Below are 25796 nucleotides of genomic sequence, written 5' to 3' on the forward strand. Positions count from 1 at the left end.
ATGCCGACTAGTCGGTATGGCGTCCAGTGGTCGCGCGTGGGGCGTCGGTCACGCGCCGTCGCCCGGCCCGTACCGACTGCTCCGCGAACCGCCGTTGACCTGCGGTGATGAGACTGCTGTGGGGTGCCCCGCTCAGGCGTGACAGGCCATCGGGATCCCGCCGTTCATGACCGTCATGTCCCCGAAGCCGGCCACCGCGTCGAGCGGCGCACCCGGCTCGGCGCCCGACAGCTCCGCGTACGCCCGGTGCAGATTCGCCACCAGGCGCTCGCTCTCGGCCAGCTCCGCGAACGGCCCGAGGTCCGCTTCCCGGGCGACCTCCAGCGGCGTGCGTCCCGCCGCCCGCCCCTCCCGCGCCAGCCCGTCGACGAACCGCAGATAGCGCTCGATCCCGTCGTACACCTCCGGGCCGGTCACCGGACCGTGTCCGGGGACCACCGTGACCGCGTCCAGCGACCGCAGCACCTCCAGCGCGCGCAGCGACCCGGTCAGCGACCCCATGAAGACGAACGGGGTGCCGCCGTGGAAGACCAGGTCACCGGTGAAGACGATGCGCTGCTGCGGCAGCCAGACGAGGGTGTCCCCGGGCGTGTGCGCGACGCCCGGATGGATCAGACGCACCTCGATGTCGCCGACGTACAGGGTCAGTTCGCCGGTGTACGTGAGGTCCGGCGGGGTCAGCCGGATGTCCCCGTAGTCCACCTGCGGCCACATCGCGTGCAGCTGGTGCCCGGCGGCCAGCAGTTCGCGGCGGCAGGCGGCATGCCCGATGATCGTCGCCTCCGGCGCGAACACGGCGTTGCCGTAGGTGTGGTCGCCGTGGTGGTGGGTGTTGACCACGGTGCGGGGCGCCGGCGCGCCGCTCTCGGCGATCCGCCGGCGCAGCAGCAGCGCCCGGCGCTCGGTGGCGGCGGTGTCCACCAGGAGGGTGCTCTCGCCGTCCGTGACGAACCCCGCGTTGTTCAGGCACCAGCCGCCGTCCGGCTGGATGAACGCATGGACACCGGCGGCCAGTTCGGTGAGATACGGCTCGGCGTCCGGGCCCGCGTCGGGCGTCGTGCCCTGGGCGGCGTACGGGTCGGCGGTCTTCGGTGCCACGCTGGTCATGCGGTCCCCTCGGGTGATGGCAGGTCAGTCCCCGCGCCCGCGACGCGGGTCGTGCCGGGCCGGCACCAACGGGGATCGTCACCGTACCTCCGGCCCCGCGGGTCCCGGCCCGCCGGGCCGCGCCCGGCTACGGCGCCGTCCCCGCGCCGCCCTCACGGCAGCAGGATCGCCCCGCCGCACACCGCCAGCGCCACCGTGCAGCCGACCAGCAGCAGGGCGGTACGCGGGGGCAGGCCCGCCGGGCGCCCCTCGGCCATCGCCCGCATGCGGTGATGGGCGATCCCCACGAACGCGACCCACACCAGCACGGTCAGCGCCACCAGCAGCACCTCCACCGCACCCGGCGCCGCGCTCTGCACCAGCTGCCGGCCCGCCAGCACCGCGACGGCCGTGGCGGACAGCGTGGTACGCCGCCAGGCCAGCCGGGTCCGCTCCGGCTGCAGCCCCGGATCGCGGTCCGCCGCCGGACGCGGTGCGCCGGCGCCCTGCGTGTCCCCCACCGGCTAGCCGGTCCGGCCCAGCAGCACCAGCACGACCATCGCTGCCGCCAGGACGCCGACGCCGAGCGCCAGGGCCGAGGGGAAGCGGGAGGCCGGCAGGTCCTCGCCGCGCCGCATCGCGCGCTCGCACCGCACCCAGTGGTTGACGGCGCGCAGCGCGCACAGCGCACCGCCCACCAGCAGGACGACGGTGAACGTCACCCGCAGTCCCTCGTGCAGACGGGGCAGGAACTGGTCCACCGCGAAGCCGCCGCCGACCAGCGCCAGACCGGTGCGCAGCCAGGCGAGAAAGGTGCGCTCATTGGCGAGCGAGAAACGGTAGTCGGGGGTGGCACCCTCCTCGCGGATCCGTGCGGGGGAGAACCACAGCCGCACACCCGCGCCGATCGACCGCAGTCCGTCGGTGAGGATCATGGCCGAAACCCTACCCGTCTCACCGGCGCCGACCGTGGTGGCGCGGGGGCCGCCGACCGTGCCATCACAGGTCCCCGGACTGCCGCAGGGCCGTCAGCCGCCGGTACGCGGCGAGGCCGTCCGGTGTCCACGGCCACTCGTCGAGCCGCCGCACCAGCTCCTCCTCGGGCAGGAAGGCGTGCCAGTCGATCTCCGAGGCCTGCGGGTCGACCGGCGTCGTGCAGCGCACCTCGTAGACCGCCGACCACCAGGTGTGCTCAGGCGTCTCGTAGAGGAACGAGAACAGCGGCCGGGGCTGCGCCAGTCCCCGCACGCCCAGCTCCTCCTCGGCCTCGCGCAGCGCCGCCTGGTCATAGGTCTCGCCCGCGCCGACCACCCCGCCCACGAACATGTCGTAGTGCGAGGGGAACACCAGCTTCTGCGGGGTGCGGCGGTGCACGAAGATCCGGTCCTCGGCGTCCCGGGCGAGGACGAAGGCGCAGCGGGTGCGCAGTCTGCGGGCGTAGGCCTCACCGCGCGGGGCCTGCCCCACGACCTGATCGTGCTCGTCGACGACATCGAGGACTTCGTCCGCGTTGAGCGGTTGCTGATCGGTCATGGGGCCATGCAATCACCCGGGGGACGGGTGCCCTCGGGGAGGGACGGGCCTGCTGCGGCGCCGCCCCCCGCCGCTCACTGGCCCATCACGTACTTCACCGTCGGGCCGGTGGTCCAGCCGCCGTCCACCGCCAGCTCCGCGCCGGTCACGTACGACGCGGCGTCGGAGAGCAGGAAGACCACGCTGCCGGCGATCTCGTGCGCCTCGCCCACCCGGCCCATCGGGGTGTTGGGGTAGTTGCCCTCGCCCTGCCGGATGCCGACCTCGGCGGTCATCGGGGTGTACGTCATCCCGGGGTGGACGGAGTTCACCCGGATCCGGTCGGTGCCCAGCTCCACCGCGCCGATCTTGGTCAGCCCGCGGACGCCCCACTTGGAGGCGCCGTAGCCGCCGGTCAGCGCGAGACCCATCAACCCGGCCGCCGAGGAGATGTTCACGATCGAGCCGGCGCCGCGCTCCCGCATGGCGGGTATCACGGTCTTCATCCCGATGAAGACGCCGGTGAGGTTGACGTCGAGGACCTTGCGGAAGAAGTCCACGGACACCGATTCCAGGGGCGCGCCGGTGGAGATCCCGGCGTTGTTGACCAGCCCGTCGATGCCGCCGAACTCGCTCACCGCGAAGTCCGCGACCCGCTGCCAGTCCTCCTGTGACGTGACGTCGTGGGGGAGGAAGCGGGCCCGGTCGCCGAGCCGGTCCGCGGTGGCCGCGCCCTCCTCGGCCAGCACGTCGGTGAGCACCACCCGGGCCCCGGCGGCGACGGCCTGCTCGGCGGCCGCGGCGCCCAGGCCGCGGGCGCCACCGGTGATCACGACGGTCCGGCCGGCCAGGCTGACGGCGGGGGCGGAAGCTTCGGCGGAGGTGGCTGCGGTCATGGGGAACTCCTTCGGTGCGGGGGGGCGGGGTCAGGGGGATCCGGGGGCGGCGGCGAGCAGGAACGCCACCGTCGTCCCGGTGAGATCGGCCAGGAACAGCTCCTCGCCGGTGAGCGGGGCGGCGCCGTCCAGGTAGTGCCGTGCCCGGTCGGCCATGGCCGCACCGATCAGGGTCAGCGCGAGGTCCAGCCGCTCCAGGCGGAGCGCCTCGGGCAGCCCGGCCGCGCCGAGCACGTCCTCGACGCGGCCGATCAGCCGCCAGTAGGCGGTGCCGGCGAGCGTCGGGTGCGGGATCCGGGTGCGTACCCCGCTCTCGTGGCTGAGCTGGGCGGAGATCCGCAGACAGCGCCGGCCGCGGTCGTCGCGCAGCTCGGTGGCCTCGGCGGTGATCAGGGCGCCGATCAGCGCGGTGAGGCCCGGCGCGCCGGCGTCCGCCGCCCCGGGGTCCGCGAGCGATCCGAGGAGCGGCGCCAGTGCCGCTTCCGTACGGGCCAGCCGGCCGGCCATCACGGCGTCGAGCAGCCCGGCGCGGGAGCCGAAGTGGTACTGCACGGCCGAGGGGTTGCTCTGGCCTGCCTGCCGGACGATGTCGCGGGTCTGCGCGCCGTCCACGCCCTGCGCCGCGAAGATCTCCTCGGCGGCGCGCAGCAGTTTCTCCCGGGTCCCGGGTCCTGATGTTCTGGCCATGGAGGCACTGTAATGCTGGGCATTATTAAAAGACCAGGGGTGCGGCTCCCGCGCAGGTCATGGCGGGTCCGGTGGGATGGAGCGCGGATCCTCAGTGCGGCTGGAGTTCCCGCACACTGTGCTCGTGCCCGGCCCCCGGCGGCATCGCCGGATGGTTGCCGATCAGCGCGATGCCCACGACGATGGCGGCTATCCCGGCCGCCTCCCAGGCCAGCGCGGCGGGCGTGACCTCAAGGCGGTCGCCGAGGAAACCCACCCCGCAGGCGATCCCGGCCAGCGGCTGGGCGGCGGTCAGCGCGGGCAGCGACATCCGCAGCGGCGCCGTCTCGAAGGCGCTCTGCACGAAAACCAGGGCCAGCACCCCCAGGACGACGATGGCGTACGGATGCCAGCCGGTGAGCAGGGTGGCCCAGCCCCCGGCCTCGTAGCGGTCGCCGCTGATCCGGGTCAGCGCGTCCTGAAGGCCGTAGAGCAGCCCGGCCGCGATGCCCAGCAGCGCCGCCTCCAGGCTCATCCGCACCCGCTCCCGCTTGGCGATCGCCGCCAGCAGCAGCGCGGTGCCCAGCACCACGCCCATGATCAGCCAGTGCCGGACGGGATCGCCGTCGCTCTGCCCGCCGCGGGGCTGCCCGGCCACGATGAAGGCCGTCACCCCGCCGGCCAGCAGCCACAGCCCGGCCCAGCCGCTGCGGCCGAGCCGCTGCCGGGTCAACCGCCGGGAGAGCGCCATCGCGAACAGCAGGTTCGTCGCCAGCAGTGGCTCGACGAGGGTGATGTCGCCCATGCCGAGCGCCACCGCCCCCAGCGCCATGCCGATGACCATGAAGCCGATGCCGGCCACCCAGCGCGGCATCTTCACCAGGTCGAGCAGCAGGCGCAGCGAGAGGAAGTCCTGCTTGGGGGCATGCTGCGCCGCGGCCTGCTGGAACACGAAACCGAGTCCCAGACAGCACGCCGCTCCAAGGGCGAGCAGGATCACCGTCACGTCGCACACCTCGTATCGCGCGGGGTGGGGGATGCGCCTGAGGATAGCCATCCGGCCGCTGGCGTGGAGTGGCCCTCGTCACTCCCCATTCTTGCGCGCGGAATTCCTTACCGCTGGGTAACTACTGGTTGACGCCCGCACGCCTCTGCGCCGAGGATCAATGCACCACGGCCGCCGGGGTGTCCGGGGCGCCCCGGTGAGGAGAGCTGAGATGGCGTACGACGCTGATGTGATCGTGATCGGAGCGGGCCTCTCCGGGCTCGCCGCCACCGCGGAGCTGGTCGACGCCGGCCGCAAGGTGATCCTTCTCGACCAGGAACCCGAACAGTCCATCGGCGGCCAGGCCCACTGGTCCTTCGGCGGCCTCTTCCTGGTGAACTCCCCCGAACAGCGCAGGCTGCGGATCCGGGACAGCCACGAGCTGGCCTGGCAGGACTGGCAGGGCACCGCCGGATTCGACCGGCCCGAGGACCACTGGCCGCGCAAATGGGCCGAGGCGTACGTCGACTTCGCCGCGGGGGAGAAGCGCTCCTGGCTGCACCGGCAGGGCGTACGGTTCTTCCCGGTCGTCGGCTGGGCCGAGCGCGGCGGTTACGACGCGACCGGGCACGGCAACTCCGTCCCCCGCTTCCACATCACCTGGGGCACCGGCCCCGGCCTGGTCGCCCCCTTCGAGCGCCGGGTGCGGGCGGGTGTCGCCCGCGGCCTCGTGGAGCTGCGCTTCCGGCACCGCGTCACCGGCCTGAGCCGCAGCGCGGGCAGCATCGACACGGTCAGCGGCGAGATCCTGGAGCCCTCCGGCGCCGAGCGCGGCACCGCCAGCAGCCGGGAGACGGCCGGTGCCTTCGAGCTCCGGGCGCAGGCCGTGATCGTCACGTCCGGCGGTATCGGCGGCAACCACGACCTGGTGCGCGCCAACTGGCCCGAACGCCTGGGCACGCCCCCGCGGCGGATGCTGTCCGGGGTGCCCGCGCATGTCGACGGCAAGATGCTGGGCATCGCCGAGGAGGCCGGCGGCCGGATCATCAACCGCGACCGGATGTGGCACTACACCGAGGGCATCGACAACTGGAACCCCATCTGGCCGCAGCACGGCATCCGGATCCTGTCCGGGCCCTCGCCGCTGTGGCTGGACGCGACCGGCAAGCGGCTGCCGGTGCCGCTGTTCCCCGGGTTCGACACCCTCGGCACCCTGGAACACATCATGCGGACCGGGCACGACCACACCTGGTTCGTGCTCACCCAAAAGATCATCGAGAAGGAGTTCACCCTCTCCGGCTCCGAGCAGAATCCGGACCTGACCGGCAAGAGCGTCCGGGACGTGCTGGGACGCGCCCGGGGCGGCGCGCCGGGGCCGGTGCAGGCCTTCATGGACCACGGCGCGGACTTCATCGTCGAGCGCTCGCTGACCGATCTGGTGCGGAGGATGAACGGGCTCACCGACCGGCCGCTGATCGACGAGGCCGCGCTGCGCCGCGAGATCGTGGCGCGGGACCGGGAGATCGCCAACTCCTACACCAAGGACCTCCAGGTGACGGCGATGCGCGGGGCGCGCAAGTACATCGGCGACCGGCTGATCAGGACCGCAGCGCCGCACCGCCTGCTGGACCCGAAGGCGGGCCCGCTGATCGCCGTACGGCTGAACATCCTGACCCGCAAGACGCTCGGCGGCCTGGAGACCGACCTCTCGTCGCGGGTGCTGGCGGAGGACGGCGAGCCGCTGCCCGGTGTGTACGCGGCGGGCGAGGCGGCGGGCTTCGGCGGCGGTGGCGTGCACGGATACCGTTCGCTGGAGGGAACGTTCCTCGGCGGCTGTCTCTTCTCAGGGCGCGCGGCGGGCCGTGCGGCGGCCGGCGCGGTGGCCTGAGGGGGCGCCGCCGGTGCGCCCGGCGGCCTGACCTGACCCTTGCGGCTTCCGGCCGGCGGTCGCCGAAGGGCGCCGAACGGAAGGGGAGTTGGCGGATCCGGCCATTCCCCTGACCGCCTTGACGTGGAGCACTGCGTACCGCTTTGCTGTGCGTGATGATGTGGTGTGGACCAGACCACCACATCAGCGCAGGGCTCACAGGGGCCGGACGTGACGTGCCCTCAGGGCGCGCCCCGGGCCACGGCCGGCGCGCGAGGTGCGGTCCACGCGCCACTTCGGCGACACAGTGAGGGGAACGATCGGTGCAGCGCGTCATGGAGTCCCCTGGCCCATGACTCCACCCCCACCCCCACCCCCACTGGGCAGACCCCGCCGCAAGGACGCGCCGGTGCTCTCCCCGGTGCTGGACGACACCGAACTCGCCGTCGCCGTCGACGCGTTGGCACAGGGCAGATGGACCCGGGTGCGGACCCTCCTCGCCGAGACCGGCGAGGACTGGGACCGCCGCGGCCACCGGCTGACCGTCCTCGGCCGAAACCCCGCGTGCGCCGCCTGGGCGAGCGACTGGCAGCTCGCCGAACCGGACAGCGGCGACGCCGCCACTCTCCTGGCCTGCGCGCACGTGCACAGCGCCGTACGCGGCAAGGGCAGTGCCGAGGCCGCGGACGAGGCCTGCCGGGCCGCCGCCCGGATGCTGCCCGACGACCCCACCCCCTGGCTCGGGGTCCTGCTCCTCGCCCGGCACTCCGGCACCGTCGACGAACGCGAGCACGCCTTCGACCAGATACGGGCCCGCCACCCCGACCACCACCACGCCCACCACCTCATGACGGCCTGCCTCGCCGAACACCAGCAGGGCGACGCGGACGACCCGCTGCACCAGGTCTACGACTTCGCCGCCTGGGCCGCCGAACAGGCCCCCGCCGACTCCCCGTTGGCCGTCCTCCCGGTCATCGCGCACGCCGAGCGCTACCGCGTCCTCGCCGCCGCCGGCATCGAACCGTCCGACCCGGCCGCCTCCGGCCACTGGTCCACCCGCCGCGCCCGCCAGGCCATGAAGGCCGCGTTCGACTGGTGGCTGGAGTGGGAGGGCGAGGACCACCCGCGCGGCAAGATCGACCTCAACTTCCTTGCCCACGCGAAATTCCACGAGGGAAGGATGGTCGAGGCGGCCGCGCTCTTCCACCGCATCGGCCCGCATGTCACACCCGCCCCATGGGCATACCCCAGCCGCGACGCGAAGAAGGCGTTCAAGGCCGCACGCGACGCCGCGTTCCGCTCCACCTGACCGCGCGGCGACCGGGCCGGCACAGTTCCCTCCACCCCCACGGAAAGGACAACCCCGCCATGGCGACGGGCAGTTCGGGAAGAACGAGCAGTGCGACACGCCCCGGTGGCGCAGGCCGGGCAGCCGGCCCCGGCGGCGGGATCAGCACCTTCAAGGGCCAGGAACGCGCGCTGCGGGCCGGCCGCATCGGCACTCCCGGCCTGCTGCTGTCCGTCCTCGCGGCCAGCGCGCCGCTGATGGTCGTGGCCGGCGTCATGGTCACCACCTACCAGGTCATGGGGATCGTCGGACAGCCGCTGCTGTTCGTCATCCTGGGCATCGTCATGGCGCTGTTCAGCGTCGGCTACGCCGAGATGAGCCGGCACGTCCACAACGCCGGCGCCTTCTACGCCTACATCGCCCGCGGCCTGGGCGGTACGGTCGGCGCCGGCGCCTCCTTCGTCGCGCTCGCCGCCTACAGCGCCCTCCAGGTCGGCATCTACGGCATCTTCGGCTTCGAGGTCGCCTCGCTCCTGGACCGGCATCTGTCCCTGCACCTCGCCTGGTGGGTCCCGGCCCTGCTCGGCGTCCTGCTCACCGGCGCCCTCGGCGCCCTCAAGATCGACCTCAACGCCAAGGTGCTCGGCGTCCTGCTCGTCATCGAGGTCGCGCTGATCGTCGTCTTCGACATCGCCTTCGCCGCCGCACCCGGGCCCCAGGGACTGTCCCTGCACGCCTTCGACCCCGCCACTCTCGGCGGCGCGGGCCTGGGCACCGCGCTGTGCTTCGCCGTCGCCGCCTTCGTCGGCTTCGAACAGGCCCCCGTCTACGCCGAGGAGACCAGCCGCCCGCAGACCGTCGTGGCCCGGGTGATGTTCCTCGCCGTCGGCTTCGTCGCGGTCTTCTTCGCCCTCAGCTCCTGGCTGATCGGCGTCGCCACCGGCCCCGGCAAGGTCGTCGCCGCGGCCGGGGACGCGGGCCCCGGGCTGATCTTCGCCCTCACCGACCCGCGCCTGGGCACCACCTTCACCGACATCCTGCACCTCTTCTTCGTGACCGGGATCTTCGCCTCGATGCTGAGCTTCCACAACGTCGTGGCGCGCTACGCCTTCGCGATGGGCCGCGAGGGACTGCTGCCCGCGGCGCTCGGCCGGACCGCCAAGTCCAGCGGCGCGCCCGCCCTGGGCTCCCTGCTGCAGACCGTCATCTCGCTGCTCGTCGTCGTCGGCTTCACCCTCGGCGACACCGGACCGGCCGGCGACCCCACCACCCCCGTCCTCAAGCTCTTCACCTGGGGCGGCAACGTCGGCGCGCTCGGCGTGATCGCGCTGATGGCCACCGCCTCCGTCGCCGTCATCGCCTTCTTCGTCCGCCGCGGCGCGGCCCGCGCCCAGGCCGGCCGGCTGATCGCCTCCGGGCTCGCCGCGCTCGCCCTGCTGGTCGTGCTCGGCTACGCCGTCACGGACTTCGACGTCCTGGTGGCCGCCGAGAAGGGCTCCGCCCTGAGCTGGCTGCTGCCCGCCCTCATCGGCCTGGCAGCCGTCATCGGCCTCGTCCACGGCCGGGTGCTGCGCGCCACCCGCCCCGCCGTCCACGCCAGGATCGGCCTGGGCAACGAGGCGTTCCAGCTGGAGAAGGCCGCCCGCGCCTCAGGGGCGGACGGCACCCCGGCGCCGGGCGCCGCGGATCCCTCCTCCCAGCCCGCGCGCAAGGAGGGCTGACGATGGCCCCGCACCCCCTCGACCCGCTGACCGGCGACGAGATCGCCACCGCCCGCGCCGTACTGACCGAGGCCGGCCGGGCGACCGGGACCACCCGCTTCCCGCTCGTCCTCCTCGACGAACCGGACCGGCACACCGTCACCGCGCACCGCGACGGCGACCCCGTCGTCCGCCGGCTGCGCCTCACCCTCCTCGAACCCGCCACCGGCACCGGCCACGAAGCCGTCGTCGACGTCACGGCCCGCACCCTGCTCGCCTACCGCCCGCTCGACCCGGAGACCGACGGGCAGCCGCCGATCCTCTTCGAGGAGAACGACCGCTGCGACGCGATCGTCAAGGCCGACCCCGGCTGGCGCAAGGCCATGGCCGAACGCGGCCTCACCGACACCGCCCTCGCCATCTGCGCACCGCTCGCCGCCGGCCACTTCGGCATCGAGGAGGAGCGCGGCCGGCGGATGCTGCGCTCGCTGACCTTCCTGCGCTGCGACGCCACCGACAACCCCTTCGCCCACCCGGTGGGCGGGCTGGTCGCCGACGTCGACCTCACCGAGGGCCGGGTCATCCGCCTCATCGACACCGGCCCCGTCCCGGTGCCCGCCGAATGCGGCCGCTACGAAGCCCCTTTCAACGGCCCGCCGCGCACGGACCTCGCCCCGCTGGAGATCAGCCAGCCCGACGGCCCCTCCTTCCGCCTCGACGGCCCCGTCCTGACCTGGCTCAACTGGCGGCTGCGGCTGGACTTCAACAGCCGCGAAGGCGTCGTCCTGCACCAGCTCGCCCACCGCGACGGCGACCGGATGCGCTCCGTGCTGCACCGCGCCTCGCTGGCCGAAATGGCCGTCCCGTACGCCGAACCGGACCCCGCCCGCAACTGGGTCTGCTACCTCGACGTCGGCGAATACACCCTCGGCCGCAACGCCAACGCGCTGCGCCTGGGCTGCGACTGCCTGGGCGAGATCCGGTACGTGGACGCGGTCGTGGCCGACGACCTCGGCGCTCCGCAGACCCTGCCGAACGCGATCTGCATCCACGAGGAGGACCACGGCCTCCTGTGGAAGCACACCAACATGTTCGACGACTTCGCCGCCGAGAGCCGCCGCTCCCGCCGACTGGTCATCTCCTTCATCGCGACCCTCGGCAACTACGACTACGGCTTCTACTGGTACCTCTACCAGGACGGCACCATCGAATTCGAGGCCAAGTCCACCGGCCTGGTGCAGACGTCGGCCTCCGAGCCCGGGGAGCGCACGCCGCACGCCACCGAGGTCGCCCCCGGCCTCCAGGCGCCCTTCCACCAGCACCTCTTCTGCGCCCGGCTGGACCCGGCGGTCGACGGCCTCGCCAACACCGTCGAGGAGATCGACGTCGTCCCCCTCCCGATGGGCCCGGACAACCCCAACGGCAACGCCTTCACCACCCGTGCCACCCCCATCGCCGACTCGGCCGAAGCCGGCCGGCTCGCCGACACCGCCGTCGGCCGCCGCTGGCAGATCAGCAACCCCGCCGCCCGCAACCGCATGGGCCGGCCCGTCGCCTACACCCTGACCCCGCAGCCGGGCCCCACCCTCCTGGCCCGGCCCGGCTCCCCGGTCGCCCGCCGCGTCGCCTACGCCACCCGGCACCTCTGGGTCACCCGCGGCCGGCCCGACCGCCGCTTCCCCGACGGCGATTACCCCAACCAGCACCCCGGAGGCGCCGGCGTCGTCCAGTGGTCACAGCCCGGCGAATCGCTCGTCGCCACCGACCTCACCCTCTGGCACACCTTCGGCCCCACCCACCTCCCGCGCCTGGAGGACTGGCCCGTCATGCCCGTCGACCGCTGCGGTTTCACCCTCCGCCCGACCGGCTTCTTCGACCGCAACCCCGCCCTCGACCTGCCACGGGAGAGCGGCGGCGGCCACTGCCACACCGCGCCCTGACCCCCGGGCCCGGCCGGCCCGCCCCGGGGGCGTGAGCGGCCTGATGACGAAAGTCTGACGCCGGAGCCACGACACTGGCCCCGGCGGCCGCCCGGTGCTCGAATCAGAGGGTGACCAAGGACGCGAATCCGGCCCGCCGGGCGGACGACGACAGCGACGACGGGCGCGGCGCCCCCGTAGGCCGCCGCGTCGTGCTCGGCATGCTCGCCGCGGGGGCCGCCGGCGTCGCCGCGGCCCCCTTCCTCCAGCGCGCCTACGACGACACCCTGGGCGCCGCCGCCCGGAACGACCCCACCGGACTGACCGGGCTGCTCCCCGCGGGCGGCGGCTTCCGCTACTACTCCGTGACCGGCTCCGTCCCGCCCAAGGACGACCGCACCTACCGCCTCACGATCGACGGCCTGGTCCGCAACCGCACCAGCTACCGCCTCGCCGACCTGCGCGCCCTCCCGCAGACCCGGCTCGTGCGGGACGTCCAGTGCGTCACCGGCTGGCGGGTGCCCCACACCCCCTTCGAAGGGGTACGGCTCGCCACCCTCCTCGACGCCGCTGACGTCCGCCCCCAGGCCAAAGCCGTCCGCTTCACCTGCTTCGACGGCTCCTACAGCGAGTCCCTCACCCTCGAACAGGCCCGCCGCAGCGACGTCCTGGTGGCCCTGCGGATGCAGGACAAACCCCTGACCCACGCGCACGGCGGACCCGTACGCCTCTACGCCGCCCCCATGTACTTCTACAAATCGGCGAAGTGGCTCTCCGGGATCACCCTTACCGACAGCGTCCACCCCGGATATTGGGAGGAACGTGGATACGACATCGACGCCTGGGTCGGCCGGTCGAACGGACGCGACGATGCCTCCACCACCTGACCGCCCGGCCGGCGGCTCCCGTATCGCCCGCTTCACCCGCGCCGAACACCGGGTGCACCGCGCCACCGCCACCCTGATGGCCGTCTGCGTGCTCACGGCGGGCTGCCTCTACCTCCCCTTCCTCGCCGAACTCGTCGGCCGCCGCGCCCTGATGGTCACCGTCCACGAATGGTCCGGCATCCTGCTGCCCGTCCCGCTCCTGCTCGGCCTCGCCTCCCGGGCGCTGCGCGCCGACCTGACCCGGCTCAACCGCTACGGCCCGCACGACCGCCGCTGGCTGCGCGCCGCACTGCGGCGGCGCGGCGGCCGCCCGGCCGGCAAGTTCAACGCGGGACAGAAGCTCTACGCCGCCTGGATCGCCGGCGCCGTCCTCGTCATGGTCTGCACCGGCCTGCTGATGTGGTTCACCGACCTCGCGCCGCTGGTGTGGCGCACCGGCGCCACCTTCGTCCACGACTGGCTCGCACTCGCCGTGGTCCTGGTGATCGCCGGCCATGTCGGGATGGCGTACCAGGACCCCGAGTCACGCCGCGGGCTGCGCACCGGCTCCGTCGACGCCCACTGGGCCAGGCGGCACCACCCGCTGTGGAGGCCGGGGGAGCGGCGGGGCGAAGAGCAGGAATGAGATGCAGAGAACTCTCTGCAGAGAGTTCTCTGCATCGCTATTCTGGCGCCCATGACCGATGCCCCGGCGCCCGCTCACGAGCCGTCCGGCCCGCCGCCCGTCCGCCGTCTCGATGCCCGCAGCCTGCGGGCGCTGGCGCACCCCCTGCGGATGCGGGTCCTCGAACTGCTGACCCTCGACGGCCCGGACACCGCCACCGGCCTGTGCCGCCGGCTCGGCGAGAACACCGGCACGGTGAGCTGGCATCTGCGCCACCTCGCCGACCACGGCTTCATCGAGGAGGAGACCGGCCGCGGCACCCGGCGCGAGCGCTGGTGGCGGGCCGTCGCGGTCTCCCGTCGGCTCGACACCACCGAATTCCGCGACGACCCGGACAGCCGGGGCGCTCTCTCGGTCTATGTACACGAACTCGTCCAGCAGCACTTCCACCAGGTCGCCGGCTATCTCGCCGAGGACTGGGACACCGCATGGCGGGACGCCGGCACCGTCACACAGTGGCACGACCTGCGCCTGACGAGTGACCAACTCGCGTCGCTGAACGCCGAGTTGGCCGATGTCGTCGACCGCCACCGGGCAGCGTCAGGGGCGGGCCGGGACGCGGAGTCGGAGGAGTCGTACGAGGGGCGCGACGGGGACGCCGCCGCGCGGCCCGTCATCATCCAGCTGCAGTCCTTCCCCCGCAAGGAACGGGGAGAGCGGTGAGCGGTCTGCTGCGCCGCCACCCTGACTTCCGCCTGCTGTGGTGCGGCGAGGTCGCCGGCAAGTTCGGCGCCGCCGTCAGCGGGGTGGCGTTGCCGCTGGTCGCCGTCACCACCCTGCATGCCGACGCCTTCGCGGTCGGCCTCCTCGGCGCCTGCACCTGGCTCCCCTGGCTGCTGATCGGCCTCCCGGTCGGCGTCTGGGTGGACCGGGTGCGCCGCCGCCCCCTGATGCTGGCCGCGGCGTCGCTGTCGCTGCTGCTGTTCGCCGGCGTACCCCTCCTGGCCCGCTCCGGCGGCCTCGGACTCGGCCCGCTGCTCGCCGTGGCCCTGCTGGCGGGTGCCGCCGCGGTGCTCTTCCAGACCGCCTACAGCGCCTACCTCCCGACCCTCCTCACGCCACCCGACCAGCCCGAGGGCAACGCCAAGCTGCACGGCAGCGCGTCCGCCGCGCAGATCGCCGGCCGGGGCGCGGGCGGCCTGGCCGTCCAATGGGCCGGCGCGGCCAACGGACTGTCCGTCAACGCCGCGACGTTCCTTCTCTCCCTGCTCTGCCTGCTCGGCATCCGGCACCGCGAACCGCATCGGTCGGCGAAGGTGCGGGAGACGGGGCAGGGCCGTGGGCCCGTGGACGGCCCGCCGGAGATCCGCGTCCCGAGGAGCCTCTTCGCGGAGATCGCCGAGGGGCTCCGGCTGGTCTCCGGCGACACCTGGCTCCGTACGCTGACGCTCTTCGGGGCGGCCTCCAACCTGGCCCTCATGGGATACCAGTCCCTCGTGACCGTCTTCCTGGTCCGCGAGGTGGGCCTGTCGCCGGGCGCCGTGGGCGGGCTGCTGGCAGTGGCCGGGACCGGCGGTGTGGCGGGCGCCTTCGCGGGCCGCCGGATCGCCGCGCGCTTCGGCACCGCCCGCGCCACCCTGCTGTGCGAACTGGTGCTGCCCGCCTCGGCGTTGCTCATACCGCTCAGCACCGACGGCGCCGGGATGCTGCTCTTCGTCGCGGGCAGCTTCTGCGTCTCGGCCGGCGTCGTCGCGGGCAACACCGTCAAGGCGGGCTTCCAGCAGCGGTACTGCCCGCCGGCGCTGCTCGGCCGCCTCACCGCCAGCACCTCTTTTGTGAACTACGGGACGCTGCCGCTCGGCGCGCTGCTCGGCGGCGCGCTCGGCTCGGCCCTGGGCCTGCGCACCACCATGTGGATCATGACCGCCGGTGTGCCGCTCGCCGCCCTGATCCTCGTCTTCTCCCCGGTCAGGAAGGTCCGCGATCTGCCGCTCACCCGCAGCGAGGGAGGAGGGCACACCGCATCCGGGGGACGTACCGACGCCTCGCCGCTGCCGGGGAGTTGACGGGCCGGGCGGGCGGTGAGGCCCCTCCCGGCCGGGCCGCTCACCCGGCCGCCGACGGTGCCGACGACGCCCCCGCCTCGGGCAGTTCGACCTCGAAGCGGCAGCCCGCGCCCGCATTGCGCACCGAGGCCCGGCCCTCATGGGCCTCCACGATCCCGCGGACGATCGCCAGCCCGAGCCCCGCACCGCTCTCGCCGTCCGCACGCGGCGTACGCGCCGGGGCCCCGCGCCAGCCGGTGTCGAAGACCCGGTCCAGATCCCCCTGGGGAATACCGCCGCAGCCGTCCTCGACCGCCAGCACCACCCGCCCCGCCTCGTGCCGTGCGCTGACCGCGACGGTCCCGTCGGCCGGCGTCGCCCGGATCGCGTTGACCAGCAGATTTCCCAGTACACGGGTGATCTGCTGCGCATCCACCCGGACCGGCAGGGGCACCACACCGCCGTCCACCAGCCGCACTCCGCTCGCCCGCGCCAGCGGCTGCGCCCCGGTGAGGGCGTCGTCCACCAGGTCGTACACCGATACCCGCGAGAGCGTCAGCGCCAGCGCACCGGCCTGGATGCGGGCGAGTTCGAAGAGATCGTCGACCATCGCGGCCAGCCGCTCCACCTCGACGCGCATCCGGGAGTGGTAGCGCGCGGCGTCCTCGGCGACCCCGTCCTCCAGCGCCTCGGCCATCGCCCGCAGCCCGGCGAGCGGGGTCCGCAGATCGTGTGAGATCCCGGCGATCAGATCGCGCCGCGAGGCGTCCAGCGCCCGCTCCCGCTCCCGCGCCCCGGCGAGCCGCCCGCTCGTCTCCTCCAACGCCCTTGACAGTGCGGCCAGTTCAGCGGTCGGTGACTCGGCGGGCGCCACGAAGCCGCCCTCGCTGCCGACCGTACGGGCCGACCGCGCCAGCTCCCGGCTGCCCGCCGAGATCCGCCGCCCGAACAGCAGCGCCGCGGCCAGCGACACCACACCGGACACGCCGACCACGGCCATCACCACCCCCAGGTCGTGCCCGGACAGGAACATCGCCTGGGCGACCGCGACCGTGCCCGCCGCCATCGCGGCCACCGCCAGCGCCGCCACCGCGAACAGCGAGAGAACGACGGACCGCCGCCGCAGGACCCTGACGGCGGGTGCGGCGAGCAGCCCCACCACCGCCGCGCCGAGCGCCGCCAGGGCCACGATCACCAGGAAATCCGTCATGGCCGCGGCCCGCCGTCCGTCGCGTCGTCGTCATCCGGCGAGCCGGGGGCGGGGAGCGGGCCGGGGGCGGGACCAGGTGCCTGATGCCGTACGCCGAACAGTCCCTCCGCCAACGGGCCACCGTCCATCGCCACCTCCGCACGCTCCGCGCGATCGGCGTCCATCGGGTCGAAGCGATAGCCGGCGCCCCAGACGGTGGTCACCAGCCGTGGTGCCGCCGGATCGTCCTCGATCTTCTCCCGCAGCCGCCGCACATGCACCGTCACCGTCGACAGATCGCCGAACTCCCACCCCCACACGCGGTGCAGCAGTTCCTCCCGCGAGAAGACCCGTCCCGGATTCCGCATCAGGAAGACCAGCAGATCGAACTCCCGTGAGGTGAGGGACAGTTCGCGACCGCCCCGCTCGGCCCGCCGGCCGCCGGGGTCGGCGGCCAGGTCGCCGGCCCGCAGCACGGGCGCTTGCGCCGCGGCCGGCGGCGCGGACTCGGCCCGCCGCAGCACCGACCCGATCCGCAGCACCAGTTCACGGGGGCTGAAGGGCTTGGTCACGTAGTCGTCGGCGCCCAGTTCCAGCCCCAGGATGCGGTCCGCCTCCTCGCCGCGCGCCGTCAGCATCACCACCGGGATCGCGGGACCCTCCTCGGCCCGGCGCAGCCGCCGGCACACCTCCAGGCCGTCGATGCCCGGCAGCATCAGGTCGAGGACGACGAGATGGGGGCGGAAGGACGCCGCGCGGTCGAGGGCGGCGAAGCCGTCGGCGGCGTGCTCCGTGGCGTAACCGGCACGGGAGAGATAGCCGGTGACCACCTCGGCGACGGTCGGATCGTCCTCGACGACCAGGACGCGGCGCGGGGGACCGTGCGGGGGGACGCGCGGGGAGGGCGGGGGCGGCGGGGCTCGGTGCACGGGGTCAGCGTGCCATTTCCGGCCGGCGGGCGTGCGGGGCGGCGAACGGGGTCATGCCCCCAGCCAACACCGGCGGGCGCCGCGGCGGGCGTCGCCGGCCGGTCCCGTAAGACTCCGGTAATCGGCAGGGGACCGTCCGCGGCGCCCGGCCCCGTCCTCAACTCTCCAGGCCCTCCCGTACCCGCCGCGACACCGTGATCGCGTACAGGTCCAGCACCCCGGGCGGTTCCGCGAGGCCGGGGCCGCCGGCCCGGATCCAGGACGCGATGTCCGCCAGCGCGTCATCGTCATTGACCAGCCCCAGCCACACGGGCCGCCCGCCCGCCGCCCGGCCCGCGGCCGACGGCTGGACGACGACCACGTTCGCCTGGTCGCAGACGTCCAGGCACTCGGAGGCCCGCACCGGAGCGGCGTCCGCGAGCGCGGCCCGCAGCCGGGGTATCTGCCCGGCGTGGTCGACGCCCGGAATCTTGGCCGCGTCGCCACAGCAGCAGCCGCGGCAGACGGTGACCCGGCAGGGTGCTTCGCCGGCCGCCCGGCCGGAACGCTTGGTGATCATCCGGCCATGCTACGTGCGGCGCCCGGCCCGCCGCGCCCCCGCCTCCGATCTAACGCAACAGAAATAGCGTTTGCGTTTTGATGGTGCGCACCGTACTGTCGAAGACGTCCCATTGCCGCCGATAGGAGAAGGCCGTTGCTCGTCTGAGGTCTTGAGACACCGCGCCCGCGATCCGGGACGCGGCACCGCACAGCACCCGCACCGGCACACGCCGGCGACGCGATGTCTGTGCCGGTGCCCACCCCTCGCACGGCCGGTCCGTGACCTCGGCGTCAGCCACCGCCTCTTCGGCGCCCGACCGCCCTCGGCGGGAGCCGGGTGCCCATGGGCACGGCCCGGACCTCCCGCGCGAGAGCGAAGCTCCCCTCCGCGGTGTCTCCCTGCGCAGTTCACCCCCGCCCCACAGCGCTTCAGGAGACCCGCTTGTCCATGTCATCGCCTTCCCCCGCCTCCTCGTCCGCCGCCTTCTCCGGCGGCCCCGCCTCCATCGTCTGCACCGGACTCGGCTTCGCCTGGCCCGACGGCACCCCCGTCCTGGAGGACTTCCAGCTCGCCGTCGGCCCCGGCCGTACGGGCCTCATCGGCCTCAACGGCTCGGGAAAATCCACCCTGTTGAAGCTCATCGCGGGCGAGCTGACCCCGACCGCCGGCAGCGTCAAGGCCGTCGGCGAGGTCGGATACCTCCCGCAGCACGCCCCGCTCGACACCGGCCTGCGGGTCGACGAGGCGCTCGGCATCGCCGGGACCCGCGCCGCCCTGCACGCCCTGGAGGGCGGCGACGCGAGCGAGGAACACTTCACCGCCATCGGCGACGACTGGGACGTCGAGGAGCGCGCCCGTGCCACCCTCGACCAGCTCGGACTCCACGCCGTCGACCTCGACCGGACCATCGGCGAGGTGTCCGGCGGCGAGTCCGTCCTGCTGCGGCTCGCCGCGCTGCTGCTGCGCCGACCGGACGTCCTGCTGCTGGACGAACCGACCAACAACCTCGACCACGCCGCACGGCAGCGGCTGCACACCGCGGTCGCCGGCTGGCCCGGCGTGCTCGTCGTCGTCAGCCACGACCGCGAACTCCTCGAACTCGTCGACCGGATCGCCGACCTCCGTGCCGGTGAGATCCACTGGTACGGAGGCAACTTCAGCGCGTACGAAGAGGCCCTGGCCGTCGAACAGGAGGCGGCCGAGCGGATGGTCCGGGTCGCCGAGGCCGACGTGCAGCGGCAGAAGCGCGAACTGGCCGACGCCCAGGTGAAGTTGGCGCGGCGGGTCCGCTACGGCAACAAAATGAACGCCAACAAGCGCGAACCCAAGATCGTCATGAACGAACGCAAGCGGCAGGCCCAGGTCGCGGCGGGCAAACACCGGTCCCTGCACACCGAGCGCCTCCAGGACGCCAGGGACCGACTCGACGAAGCCGCCGAAGCAGTCCGGGACGACGCCGAGATCCGTGTCGACCTCCCGCACACCGCGGTGCCGCCCGGCCGGACCGTCCTGACCCTGCGCGACCTCCGGGTCCGCTACGGCGCCCACGCCGAACTGGAGGTACGCGGCGCCGAACGCATCGCCCTCACCGGCCGCAACGGCTCCGGCAAAACCACCCTGCTGCGTACCCTCGCCGGCGAGATCCCGCCCGCGGCGGGCACCGCGGAGACCCACGTCCCCTTCCGATTCCTCCCGCAGCGCCTGGAGGTCCTCGACGACAGCCTCACCGTCGCCGAGAACGTCGCCCGCTTCGCCCCGGACGCGACCAACAACCGCATCCGGGCCCGGCTCGCCCGCTTCCTGTTCAAGGGCGCCCGCGCCGACCAGCAGGCGGGCACCCTCTCCGGCGGGGAGCGCTTCCGGGCCTCCCTCGCCGCACTGATGCTGGCCGAACCGGCGCCGCAGCTCCTGATGCTCGACGAGCCGACGAACAACCTCGACATGGCGTCCGTCCGCCGCCTCGTCACCGCACTGGAGTCCTACGAGGGCGCGCTCGTCGTCGTCAGCCACGACCCGGCGTTCCTGCGCGACCTCGGCATCACCCGCTGGCTCGCCCTGGAGGACGGTGAACTGACCGACATCGAACCGCTGTAGCCGAGGGACGGCAGGGGACGCGCCGGCACCCGGCGCCTCCCCGCACCCCGGCCCTCCCTCCGGCCGGGGTGCCCGCGCTCACTCTCCCGTCCCCGCCCGCCCGGCCGCGGCCGCGAACAGCTCCAGACTCCTCACGCACTGCGAATGCAGCGGCGCCGGCAGCGCGTCGGGCGCGAACCACTCCAGCGCATCGAACTTCTCCGGCTCCCCGATCGCCACCTCGCCCGGCAACACCCGGACGGCGAAGACCACCGCGACCCAGTGCGTCACGACCGGATCGCCGCGCAGCACATTGCGCACCCCGATCCGCTCGATGGCCAGCGGCCGGGCGCCGTACTCCTCGCCCACCTCGCGCGTCACGGCCGCCTCGAAGGTCTCACCGAACTCCAGCGCCCCGGCGCCGCAGTCCCACGTCCCCGGTTCGTCCCTGGCGCCCCGGCCGCGCCGCGCCAGCAGCACCCGCCCGGCCCCGTCATGGCACACGAACACACACGACACCCGCGGCGCCGCTCCGCTCACCGTCACGTCCCCCACCTCGTATCCCCCACCTCAGAAGTGCCTCAGCAGCTCACCGAACGCCGGCAGGTGCAGCACCTTCGGGTCATCCGGGTCCAGCTCGTCGTGCTCCAGCACCCAGGTGTGGGCGTGCGGGATGAACACCGCATTCAGCCCGGCGGACCGCGCGGGCAGGATGTCCGACTTCGGGGAGTTGCCGATCATCCACGCGGTGTCCGGCACCAGCGCGTAGGCCCGCTTCAACTCCTCATACGTCGCGACGTTCTTCTCCGCCACGATGTGCACGCCCTTGAAGAGCCCGGCCAGCCCCGACGCCGTCACCTTCCGCTGCTGCTCCTGGGCATCGCCCTTGGTCAGCAACAGCAGTTCGTGCCGCCGGGCCAGCTCGGCGAGCGTGTCGGCCACCCCGGGGATCAGCTCCACATGATCGAGGGCGAAGGCCGCCGCCCACGCCGAGATCCGCGCCGACTCCTCGGCCGTCGCCGCCCGCCCGCGCAGCCGCGCCACGCACTCCCCGAGGCTCTGCAGGAAGACCTTGCTGCCGTAGCCGTGGGTCACGGCATTCGCCGCCTCGATCCCGTCCAGCACGGCCCGCACCCCCGCGCGGTCCAGCCCCGGATGGGCCATCCACTCCAGGAATTCGTCGATGACCCGCTCGAAGATCACGTTGTTCTCCCACAACGTGTCGTCCGCATCGAAGATCAGCACCCGTGACCCCTCTCGCCCCGCAAACCGACGAGGGAACCCTACGATCGGCCCGCCTGTCGGCGACAACGGTTTTCGGGCGCCCGCACATGGTCCGGAAACGCAAAAGACCCCTGATCAACAGGGGTCTGTGCTGGTGTCCGAGGGGGGACTTGAACCCCCACGCCCGATAAAGGGCACTAGCACCTCAAGCTAGCGCGTCTGCCATTCCGCCACCCGGACAAGGTGTCTGCCGTTCCGGCTGCGCCGTTCCGACGTGGAAAACAATAGCAAACCTTCCGGGGTGGTCGATCACCCGCATGTTTGGCCGGGCCCGGGGCTGTGACCAGGGCATGTCGGGAGCATTGCGGCCTTGGGCGCAGCGGCCCTGAGGTGGAGGATGGCGGTGGACCCCCGCCGCGGACCCGCGCTCCGCGCGAGCGCGACGCGGCCGTGAACCACGAGGAGGCAGTGTGAGCCAGCTTTGCGAGCGAGCCATGGAGAGGTGCGGGCCCCGCGCATGCGGCGCCGGGCGAAGCGAGGTTTCGGCATGAGCGCGCCGCAGCCGATCCCTCCGGTCACCGGCGAGGCCGAGGTCGTCGACCTGTGCCGGGATCTGATCCGGATCGACACCAGCAACTACGGCGACCACTCGGGCCCGGGTGAGCGGGCGGCCGCCGAGTACGTCGCGGAGAAGCTCGCCGAGGTCGGACTGGAACCGCAGATCTTCGAATCGCACCGCGGCCGGGCCTCGACCGTCGCGAGGATCGAGGGCGAGGACCGGTCCCGGCCCGCGCTGCTGATCCACGGCCACACCGACGTCGTACCGGCCAACGCCGACGACTGGACGCACCACCCGTTCTCCGGCGAGATCGCCGACGGCTGCCTCTGGGGCCGCGGCGCCGTCGACATGAAGGACATGGACGCGATGACGCTGGCCGTCATCCGCGACCGGATGCGCACCGGCCGTAAGCCGCCGCGCGACATCGTGCTGGCGTTCCTCGCCGACGAGGAGGCGGGCGGCACCTACGGCGCGCGGTACCTCGTCGACAAGCACCCCGGGCTCTTCGAGGGGGTGACGGAGGCGATCAGCGAGGTCGGCGGCTTCTCCTTCACCGTCAACGAGAATCTGCGGCTCTATCTCATCGAGACGGCGCAGAAGGGCATGCACTGGATGAAGCTGACCGTGGACGGCAACGCCGGCCACGGTTCGATGATCCACCGGGACAACGCCATCACCGAACTGTCCGAGGCCGTCGGCCGGTTGGGCCGGCACGAGTTCCCGGTCCGGGTCACCAAGACGCTGCGCGCCTTCCTCGACGAACTCGGGGACGCGCTGGGCACCGAGCTCGACCCGGAGAACATGGACGCGACGCTGGCCAAGCTGGGCGGCATCGCCAAGCTCATCGGCGCCTCGCTCAAGAACACCGCGAACCCGACCCAACTGGGCGCCGGCTACAAGGTCAACGTCATCCCGGGCCAGGCCACCGCGCACGTCGACGGCCGTTTCCTGCCCGGCTACGAGGACGAGTTCCTCGCCGACCTGGACCGCATCCTGGGCCCGCGCGTCAAGCGCGAGGACGTCCACGCGGACAAGGCGCTGGAGACCACCTTCGACGGCGCCCTGGTCGACGCGATGCAGTCCGCACTGCGGGCCGAGGACCCGATCGCGCGCGCCGTGCCGTACATGCTCTCCGCCGGTACGGACGCCAAGTCGTTCGACGATCTCGGTATCCGTGGTTTCGGGTTCGCGCCGCTGAAACTGCCGCCCGAGCTGGACTTCGCCGGAATGTTCCACGGCGTGGACGAGCGGGTGCCGGTGGACGGACTGAAGTTCGGCGTGCGGGTACTCGACCGGTTCATCGACCAGAGCTGAGCGGAAGCGGAAACCGGCCTGGATTACCTGCCGTCCATGCCTGTTTAGCTGAAAAGAGTGAATACCGCGATGTGTTCGTAGCTTCAACGGCTTTCTCCTCGTTGCAGTGTGTGCGGTCCGCGGCTGGGATCGCATTGCCTATGAGGAGGAAAAATGATCAAGAAGGTCGTCGCTGCTGCGGCAGTCGCCAGTGGTCTCGTGCTCGCCGGTGCCGGTCTGGCCGCTGCCGACTCGGGTGCCCAGGGTGCTGCCCTGAAGTCCCCGGGTGTGCTGTCCGGCAACCTGGTGCAGGTTCCGGTCCACGTGCCGGTGAACGCCTGCGGCAACACGGTCTCCGTGATCGGGCTGCTGAACCCTGCCTTCGGCAACCACTGCTTCAACAGCTGACGTTCACCGACGTTGCATCTGACCCCGTGAGGGTCTGATCCAGTCCGGCTCCGGAATGCTTGTCAAGCGTTCCGGAGCCGCTGGGTGTTTGGGCGGGCGCGCGGATCCTGCGCGCTCGTATTCCGGTAAGGCACAAGGCAGGGGAACCAAGCTATGAGGCAGGTCGCAAGAAAGGGCCTGATCACGATGGCGGCCGCGGGTGGCCTCCTGGCCGCCGCGGGCGGCTATGCACAGGCGGATTCGGGAGCCCAGGGACACGCGGCGAAGTCGCCCGGTGTCGGGTCCGGCAACTCGATCCAGGTTCCGGTACACGTACCCGTCAACGTGTGCGGAAACACCGTCAATGTCGTCGGGTTGCTCAATCCGGCGTTCGGCAACCACTGCGCCAACGGCTCCGGCGCGAAGAGCGGCCACCACGGCAACCAGGGTGGCAAGCACCACGGATCCGGTGCCCAGGGCAAGACCGAGAACTCTCCTGGCGTCGGCTCGGGCAACAACGTCCAGGTGCCGGTCGACGTACCGGTCAACGTCTGCGGCAACAGCGTCTCGGTGGTCGGTCTGCTCAACCCGGCCGGCGGCAACGACTGCGGAAACGACACGCAGACCACGCCGCCGACCGGACCCGACTACCCGGAGCACCCGGGTCACCCCGGACACCCGGGTCACCCCGGACACCCGGGTCACCCCGGACACCCGGGTCACCCCGGACACCCGGGTCACCCCGGACACCCGGGTCACCCGGGTCACCCCGGAAACCCGGGACACCCGGGCAAGCCCACCCCGCCGTCGGAGCAGCCGCCGGGACCGGGCACGCCGGAGACTCCCGGTACCCCGGGAACGCACTCGCAGACCGGCAACGAGCCGCACACGCAGATCGTGTCGACTCCCCGGTCCGGCGAGCAGCTCGCCCGGACCGGAGCGGGCTCGATCGGCTACGCCGTACCGGCCGCCGCCGGGCTGCTGCTCGGCGGAGCCGTGCTCTACCGCCGGGCGCGCACCGCGCGCAGGTGATCCAGGAAGTCCGAAGGCGGCCGCCTGACACCGGCAGACAGATGGCGGCCGTCTGATTTCGGCCAACCGGACCGGGCCTCACGCGCCGGTCCGCACCACCCGGCACAACAGAGCGGGCCCCGTGATCACGGGGCCCGCTCTGCTGTCCGCACACCACTGCCGTGCTGCGGATCCCGCAGCTCCGGCGCTCACCACGTGGCGCGCAGCTGTCGGATGATCCGGCGGCGCAGCCGCACTCTGCGGCTCCCGTCGGGGTTGAGGCGAAGTCGGTCCAACTCCCAGTGTCCGTACTCGGCATGGTCGGTCAGCAGGCGTGTGGCAGCCTTCCGGGAGACCCCCCGGGGCACATACACATCGCAGAATTCGTATTCCGGCATCGCATCTATTGTGCGGGACCGGCCCAGGTACGGATAGCGTCTGCACTATGTCTGATGCTGCGCAGCCTTCCGCTGCCGAGGTACGTGCCGCCGCCGAGGCGGTCAAAGCCGCGCTGGACCGTCACCTCGACGCGGTCGAACGCCGCTCGGGGCAGGATGATCCAGCTGTCTACGCCGCGTTCGACGAGCTCGCCGCGGCGGCTGAGGTCTACGACGAGCTGCTCTACGACACCTACGACGAGGTCACCCCCTTCGAGATCCCCGGCAGCGACACACTGCCCGCCTACAACGGGCCGGAGGAGCCGAGCGCGCTGAGCGTGCTCATCCGGCGCGACTACACCGTTGTCGAGTCGCAGCGGCTGCTGCATCAAGCGCAGCGCATCGCCGACCTCGATGCGGACTCCGTCGACGACTCGGTGGCGAGCGCGGCAGGGGTGGTGGGCACCAGCGTGCATGCCGCGCTGGGCGTGCTCTTCGGGGAGTTCGAACCGGACGAAATCGCCTCCCGGCACAAGGAATTCGGCCTGGAGGAGGGCGACTCCACGCTCTGGGTGGCGGCCGCCGACGACCCCGCGGAACCGGGGGAGTGGCTGTCCGCGCCGTTCGAGCAGGCCGACCCCCAGCGGGTGGTGTGCCGCTTCGACGTCAGCTCCGTCTTCGACGAGGAACTGGGCGAGGACGACGACGATCTGCTGGAAGCGCTCGACGGGGAGCGCTGAGCGCACAGTGCTGCCCGG

Annotated in this window: 26 protein-coding genes and 1 tRNA gene; 13 read left to right on the plus strand and 14 right to left on the minus strand. The window is 72.8% G+C overall.

The genetic code is table 11. The features are described 5' to 3' along the window. Positions 1-132: 132 nt before the first annotated feature. The 7 genes from ACIRQ7_RS22995 to ACIRQ7_RS23025 form a co-directional block, all read right to left on the minus strand. Positions 133-1107: an MBL fold metallo-hydrolase gene (locus ACIRQ7_RS22995; protein ID WP_404264696.1), complete on the minus strand. Its 975-nt coding sequence runs from the start codon at positions 1105-1107 to the stop codon at positions 133-135. Positions 1108-1259: 152 nt separating this feature from the next. Then, positions 1260-1607, minus strand: coding sequence for a DUF202 domain-containing protein (locus ACIRQ7_RS23000; protein WP_401473630.1), 348 nt, complete (start codon positions 1605-1607; stop codon positions 1260-1262). A 3-nt stretch (positions 1608-1610) separates the two neighbouring features. Then, on the minus strand, positions 1611-2021 hold the full coding sequence (locus tag ACIRQ7_RS23005; protein ID WP_404264697.1) for a YidH family protein: 411 nt from the start codon (positions 2019-2021) through the stop codon (positions 1611-1613). Positions 2022-2085: 64 nt separating this feature from the next. Then, on the minus strand, positions 2086-2619 hold the full coding sequence (locus tag ACIRQ7_RS23010; RefSeq protein ID WP_404264698.1) for an NUDIX hydrolase: 534 nt from the start codon (positions 2617-2619) through the stop codon (positions 2086-2088). Between the two features lie 74 nt (positions 2620-2693). After that, on the minus strand, positions 2694-3494 hold the full coding sequence (locus ACIRQ7_RS23015) for a glucose 1-dehydrogenase (RefSeq protein ID WP_404264699.1): 801 nt from the start codon (positions 3492-3494) through the stop codon (positions 2694-2696). A 30-nt stretch (positions 3495-3524) separates the two neighbouring features. Beyond that, entirely contained in the window at positions 3525-4181 is a 657-nt protein-coding gene (locus ACIRQ7_RS23020; protein ID WP_404264700.1) for a TetR family transcriptional regulator, read from the minus strand. 91 nt (positions 4182-4272) lie between these two features. Beyond that, positions 4273-5166: a DMT family transporter gene (locus tag ACIRQ7_RS23025; protein ID WP_401473621.1), complete on the minus strand. Its 894-nt coding sequence runs from the start codon at positions 5164-5166 to the stop codon at positions 4273-4275. Positions 5167-5377: 211 nt separating this feature from the next. Between ACIRQ7_RS23025 and ACIRQ7_RS23030 the strand changes: the two genes are divergently transcribed. The 8 genes from ACIRQ7_RS23030 to ACIRQ7_RS23065 all read left to right on the plus strand — a co-directional run bounded on the left by ACIRQ7_RS23030 (position 5378) and on the right by ACIRQ7_RS23065 (position 15476). Next, on the plus strand, positions 5378-7033 hold the full coding sequence (locus ACIRQ7_RS23030; protein WP_404264701.1) for an FAD-binding dehydrogenase: 1656 nt from the start codon (positions 5378-5380) through the stop codon (positions 7031-7033). Between the two features lie 331 nt (positions 7034-7364). Continuing rightward, complete coding sequence (locus tag ACIRQ7_RS23035) at positions 7365-8321, plus strand: hypothetical protein (RefSeq protein ID WP_404264702.1); 957 nt, start codon at positions 7365-7367, stop codon at positions 8319-8321. Positions 8322-8380: 59 nt separating this feature from the next. Continuing rightward, entirely contained in the window at positions 8381-10021 is a 1641-nt protein-coding gene (locus ACIRQ7_RS23040) for an APC family permease (RefSeq protein WP_404264703.1), read from the plus strand. Positions 10022-10023: 2 nt separating this feature from the next. Next, positions 10024-11940 (plus strand): primary-amine oxidase, encoded by a 1917-nt coding sequence (locus tag ACIRQ7_RS23045; protein WP_404264704.1) that lies wholly within the window; start codon positions 10024-10026, stop codon positions 11938-11940. Between the two features lie 110 nt (positions 11941-12050). Continuing rightward, entirely contained in the window at positions 12051-12806 is a 756-nt protein-coding gene (locus ACIRQ7_RS23050) for a molybdopterin-dependent oxidoreductase (RefSeq protein WP_404264705.1), read from the plus strand. Next, entirely contained in the window at positions 12790-13431 is a 642-nt protein-coding gene (locus ACIRQ7_RS23055) for a cytochrome b/b6 domain-containing protein (protein ID WP_404264706.1), read from the plus strand. Before ACIRQ7_RS23050 ends, ACIRQ7_RS23055 begins: the two co-directional genes overlap by 17 nt. A 51-nt stretch (positions 13432-13482) precedes the next feature. Beyond that, positions 13483-14133 (plus strand): helix-turn-helix domain-containing protein, encoded by a 651-nt coding sequence (locus ACIRQ7_RS23060; protein ID WP_404264707.1) that lies wholly within the window; start codon positions 13483-13485, stop codon positions 14131-14133. Next, a complete protein-coding gene (locus tag ACIRQ7_RS23065) occupies positions 14130-15476 on the plus strand; it encodes an MFS transporter (RefSeq protein ID WP_404264708.1) in 1347 nt (448 codons plus the stop codon). The genes ACIRQ7_RS23060 and ACIRQ7_RS23065 overlap by 4 nt, the downstream gene beginning before the upstream one ends. A gap of 40 nt (positions 15477-15516) precedes the next feature. On the opposite strand, the gene ACIRQ7_RS23070 is transcribed toward ACIRQ7_RS23065, so the two are convergent. From ACIRQ7_RS23070 to ACIRQ7_RS23080, 3 genes are all read right to left on the minus strand, one after another. Further along, a complete protein-coding gene (locus ACIRQ7_RS23070) occupies positions 15517-16665 on the minus strand; it encodes a sensor histidine kinase (protein ID WP_404264709.1) in 1149 nt (382 codons plus the stop codon). Then, on the minus strand, positions 16662-17573 hold the full coding sequence (locus tag ACIRQ7_RS23075; RefSeq protein WP_404264710.1) for a response regulator transcription factor: 912 nt from the start codon (positions 17571-17573) through the stop codon (positions 16662-16664). Before ACIRQ7_RS23075 ends, ACIRQ7_RS23070 begins: the two co-directional genes overlap by 4 nt. Positions 17574-17730: 157 nt before the next feature. Then, positions 17731-18132, minus strand: a complete 402-nt coding sequence (locus ACIRQ7_RS23080) for a (2Fe-2S) ferredoxin domain-containing protein (RefSeq protein WP_401473589.1) — start codon at positions 18130-18132, stop codon at positions 17731-17733. Positions 18133-18561: 429 nt separating this feature from the next. Between ACIRQ7_RS23080 and ACIRQ7_RS23085 the strand changes: the two genes are divergently transcribed. After that, entirely contained in the window at positions 18562-20208 is a 1647-nt protein-coding gene (locus tag ACIRQ7_RS23085; protein ID WP_404264711.1) for an ABC-F family ATP-binding cassette domain-containing protein, read from the plus strand. Positions 20209-20286: 78 nt separating this feature from the next. Here the strand turns inward: ACIRQ7_RS23085 and ACIRQ7_RS23090 are convergent, their stop codons facing one another. The 3 genes from ACIRQ7_RS23090 to ACIRQ7_RS23100 form a co-directional block, all read right to left on the minus strand. After that, positions 20287-20733 carry an NUDIX domain-containing protein gene (locus ACIRQ7_RS23090; RefSeq protein ID WP_404264712.1) on the minus strand — a complete coding sequence of 149 codons (447 nt, stop codon included), beginning with the start codon at positions 20731-20733 and terminating at the stop codon, positions 20287-20289. A gap of 24 nt (positions 20734-20757) precedes the next feature. After that, complete coding sequence (locus ACIRQ7_RS23095; RefSeq protein WP_401473580.1) at positions 20758-21432, minus strand: HAD family hydrolase; 675 nt, start codon at positions 21430-21432, stop codon at positions 20758-20760. Positions 21433-21563: 131 nt separating this feature from the next. Further along, positions 21564-21651, minus strand: a tRNA-Leu gene (locus ACIRQ7_RS23100). A gap of 307 nt (positions 21652-21958) precedes the next feature. Between ACIRQ7_RS23100 and ACIRQ7_RS23105 the strand changes: the two genes are divergently transcribed. The 3 genes from ACIRQ7_RS23105 to ACIRQ7_RS23115 all read left to right on the plus strand — a co-directional run bounded on the left by ACIRQ7_RS23105 (position 21959) and on the right by ACIRQ7_RS23115 (position 24682). Further along, positions 21959-23284 carry a M20/M25/M40 family metallo-hydrolase gene (locus tag ACIRQ7_RS23105; protein WP_404264713.1) on the plus strand — a complete coding sequence of 442 codons (1326 nt, stop codon included), beginning with the start codon at positions 21959-21961 and terminating at the stop codon, positions 23282-23284. Positions 23285-23437: 153 nt separating this feature from the next. Next, positions 23438-23671, plus strand: a complete 234-nt coding sequence (locus ACIRQ7_RS23110; RefSeq protein WP_401473574.1) for a chaplin — start codon at positions 23438-23440, stop codon at positions 23669-23671. 153 nt (positions 23672-23824) lie between these two features. Continuing rightward, on the plus strand, positions 23825-24682 hold the full coding sequence (locus ACIRQ7_RS23115; RefSeq protein WP_404264714.1) for a chaplin: 858 nt from the start codon (positions 23825-23827) through the stop codon (positions 24680-24682). A gap of 188 nt (positions 24683-24870) precedes the next feature. Here the strand turns inward: ACIRQ7_RS23115 and ACIRQ7_RS23120 are convergent, their stop codons facing one another. Beyond that, positions 24871-25059: a DUF5703 family protein gene (locus ACIRQ7_RS23120; RefSeq protein WP_018537156.1), complete on the minus strand. Its 189-nt coding sequence runs from the start codon at positions 25057-25059 to the stop codon at positions 24871-24873. Positions 25060-25106: 47 nt separating this feature from the next. On the opposite strand from ACIRQ7_RS23120, the gene ACIRQ7_RS23125 reads away from it, so the two are divergent. Further along, entirely contained in the window at positions 25107-25778 is a 672-nt protein-coding gene (locus ACIRQ7_RS23125) for a hypothetical protein (RefSeq protein WP_404264715.1), read from the plus strand. Positions 25779-25796 lie beyond the last annotated feature (18 nt).

The organism is Streptomyces sp. NPDC101393, assembly GCF_044767385.1.
Classification (GTDB): domain Bacteria; phylum Actinomycetota; class Actinomycetes; order Streptomycetales; family Streptomycetaceae; genus Streptomyces.

Bases quoted from the DNA above. Each gene is read 5' to 3' on its own strand.
- ACIRQ7_RS23070 (WP_404264709.1), bottom strand. From the start codon at position 16,665: ATGACGGATTTCCTGGTGATCGTGGCCCTGGCGGCGCTCGGCGCGGCG.
- ACIRQ7_RS23010 (WP_404264698.1), bottom strand. From the start codon at position 2,619: ATGACCGATCAGCAACCGCTCAACGCGGACGAAGTCCTCGATGTCGTC.
- ACIRQ7_RS23005 (WP_404264697.1), bottom strand. From the start codon at position 2,021: ATGATCCTCACCGACGGACTGCGGTCGATCGGCGCGGGTGTGCGGCTG.
- ACIRQ7_RS23030 (WP_404264701.1), top strand. From the start codon at position 5,378: ATGGCGTACGACGCTGATGTGATCGTGATCGGAGCGGGCCTCTCCGGG.
- ACIRQ7_RS23120 (WP_018537156.1), bottom strand. From the start codon at position 25,059: ATGCCGGAATACGAATTCTGCGATGTGTATGTGCCCCGGGGGGTCTCC.
- ACIRQ7_RS23035 (WP_404264702.1), top strand. From the start codon at position 7,365: ATGACTCCACCCCCACCCCCACCCCCACTGGGCAGACCCCGCCGCAAG.
- ACIRQ7_RS23020 (WP_404264700.1), bottom strand. From the start codon at position 4,181: ATGGCCAGAACATCAGGACCCGGGACCCGGGAGAAACTGCTGCGCGCC.
- ACIRQ7_RS22995 (WP_404264696.1), bottom strand. From the start codon at position 1,107: ATGACCAGCGTGGCACCGAAGACCGCCGACCCGTACGCCGCCCAGGGC.
- ACIRQ7_RS23045 (WP_404264704.1), top strand. From the start codon at position 10,024: ATGGCCCCGCACCCCCTCGACCCGCTGACCGGCGACGAGATCGCCACC.
- ACIRQ7_RS23125 (WP_404264715.1), top strand. From the start codon at position 25,107: ATGTCTGATGCTGCGCAGCCTTCCGCTGCCGAGGTACGTGCCGCCGCC.
- ACIRQ7_RS23015 (WP_404264699.1), bottom strand. From the start codon at position 3,494: ATGACCGCAGCCACCTCCGCCGAAGCTTCCGCCCCCGCCGTCAGCCTG.
- ACIRQ7_RS23080 (WP_401473589.1), bottom strand. From the start codon at position 18,132: ATGATCACCAAGCGTTCCGGCCGGGCGGCCGGCGAAGCACCCTGCCGG.
- ACIRQ7_RS23110 (WP_401473574.1), top strand. From the start codon at position 23,438: ATGATCAAGAAGGTCGTCGCTGCTGCGGCAGTCGCCAGTGGTCTCGTG.
- ACIRQ7_RS23060 (WP_404264707.1), top strand. From the start codon at position 13,483: ATGACCGATGCCCCGGCGCCCGCTCACGAGCCGTCCGGCCCGCCGCCC.
- ACIRQ7_RS23055 (WP_404264706.1), top strand. From the start codon at position 12,790: ATGCCTCCACCACCTGACCGCCCGGCCGGCGGCTCCCGTATCGCCCGC.
- ACIRQ7_RS23085 (WP_404264711.1), top strand. From the start codon at position 18,562: ATGTCATCGCCTTCCCCCGCCTCCTCGTCCGCCGCCTTCTCCGGCGGC.
- ACIRQ7_RS23040 (WP_404264703.1), top strand. From the start codon at position 8,381: ATGGCGACGGGCAGTTCGGGAAGAACGAGCAGTGCGACACGCCCCGGT.
- ACIRQ7_RS23115 (WP_404264714.1), top strand. From the start codon at position 23,825: ATGAGGCAGGTCGCAAGAAAGGGCCTGATCACGATGGCGGCCGCGGGT.
- ACIRQ7_RS23105 (WP_404264713.1), top strand. From the start codon at position 21,959: ATGAGCGCGCCGCAGCCGATCCCTCCGGTCACCGGCGAGGCCGAGGTC.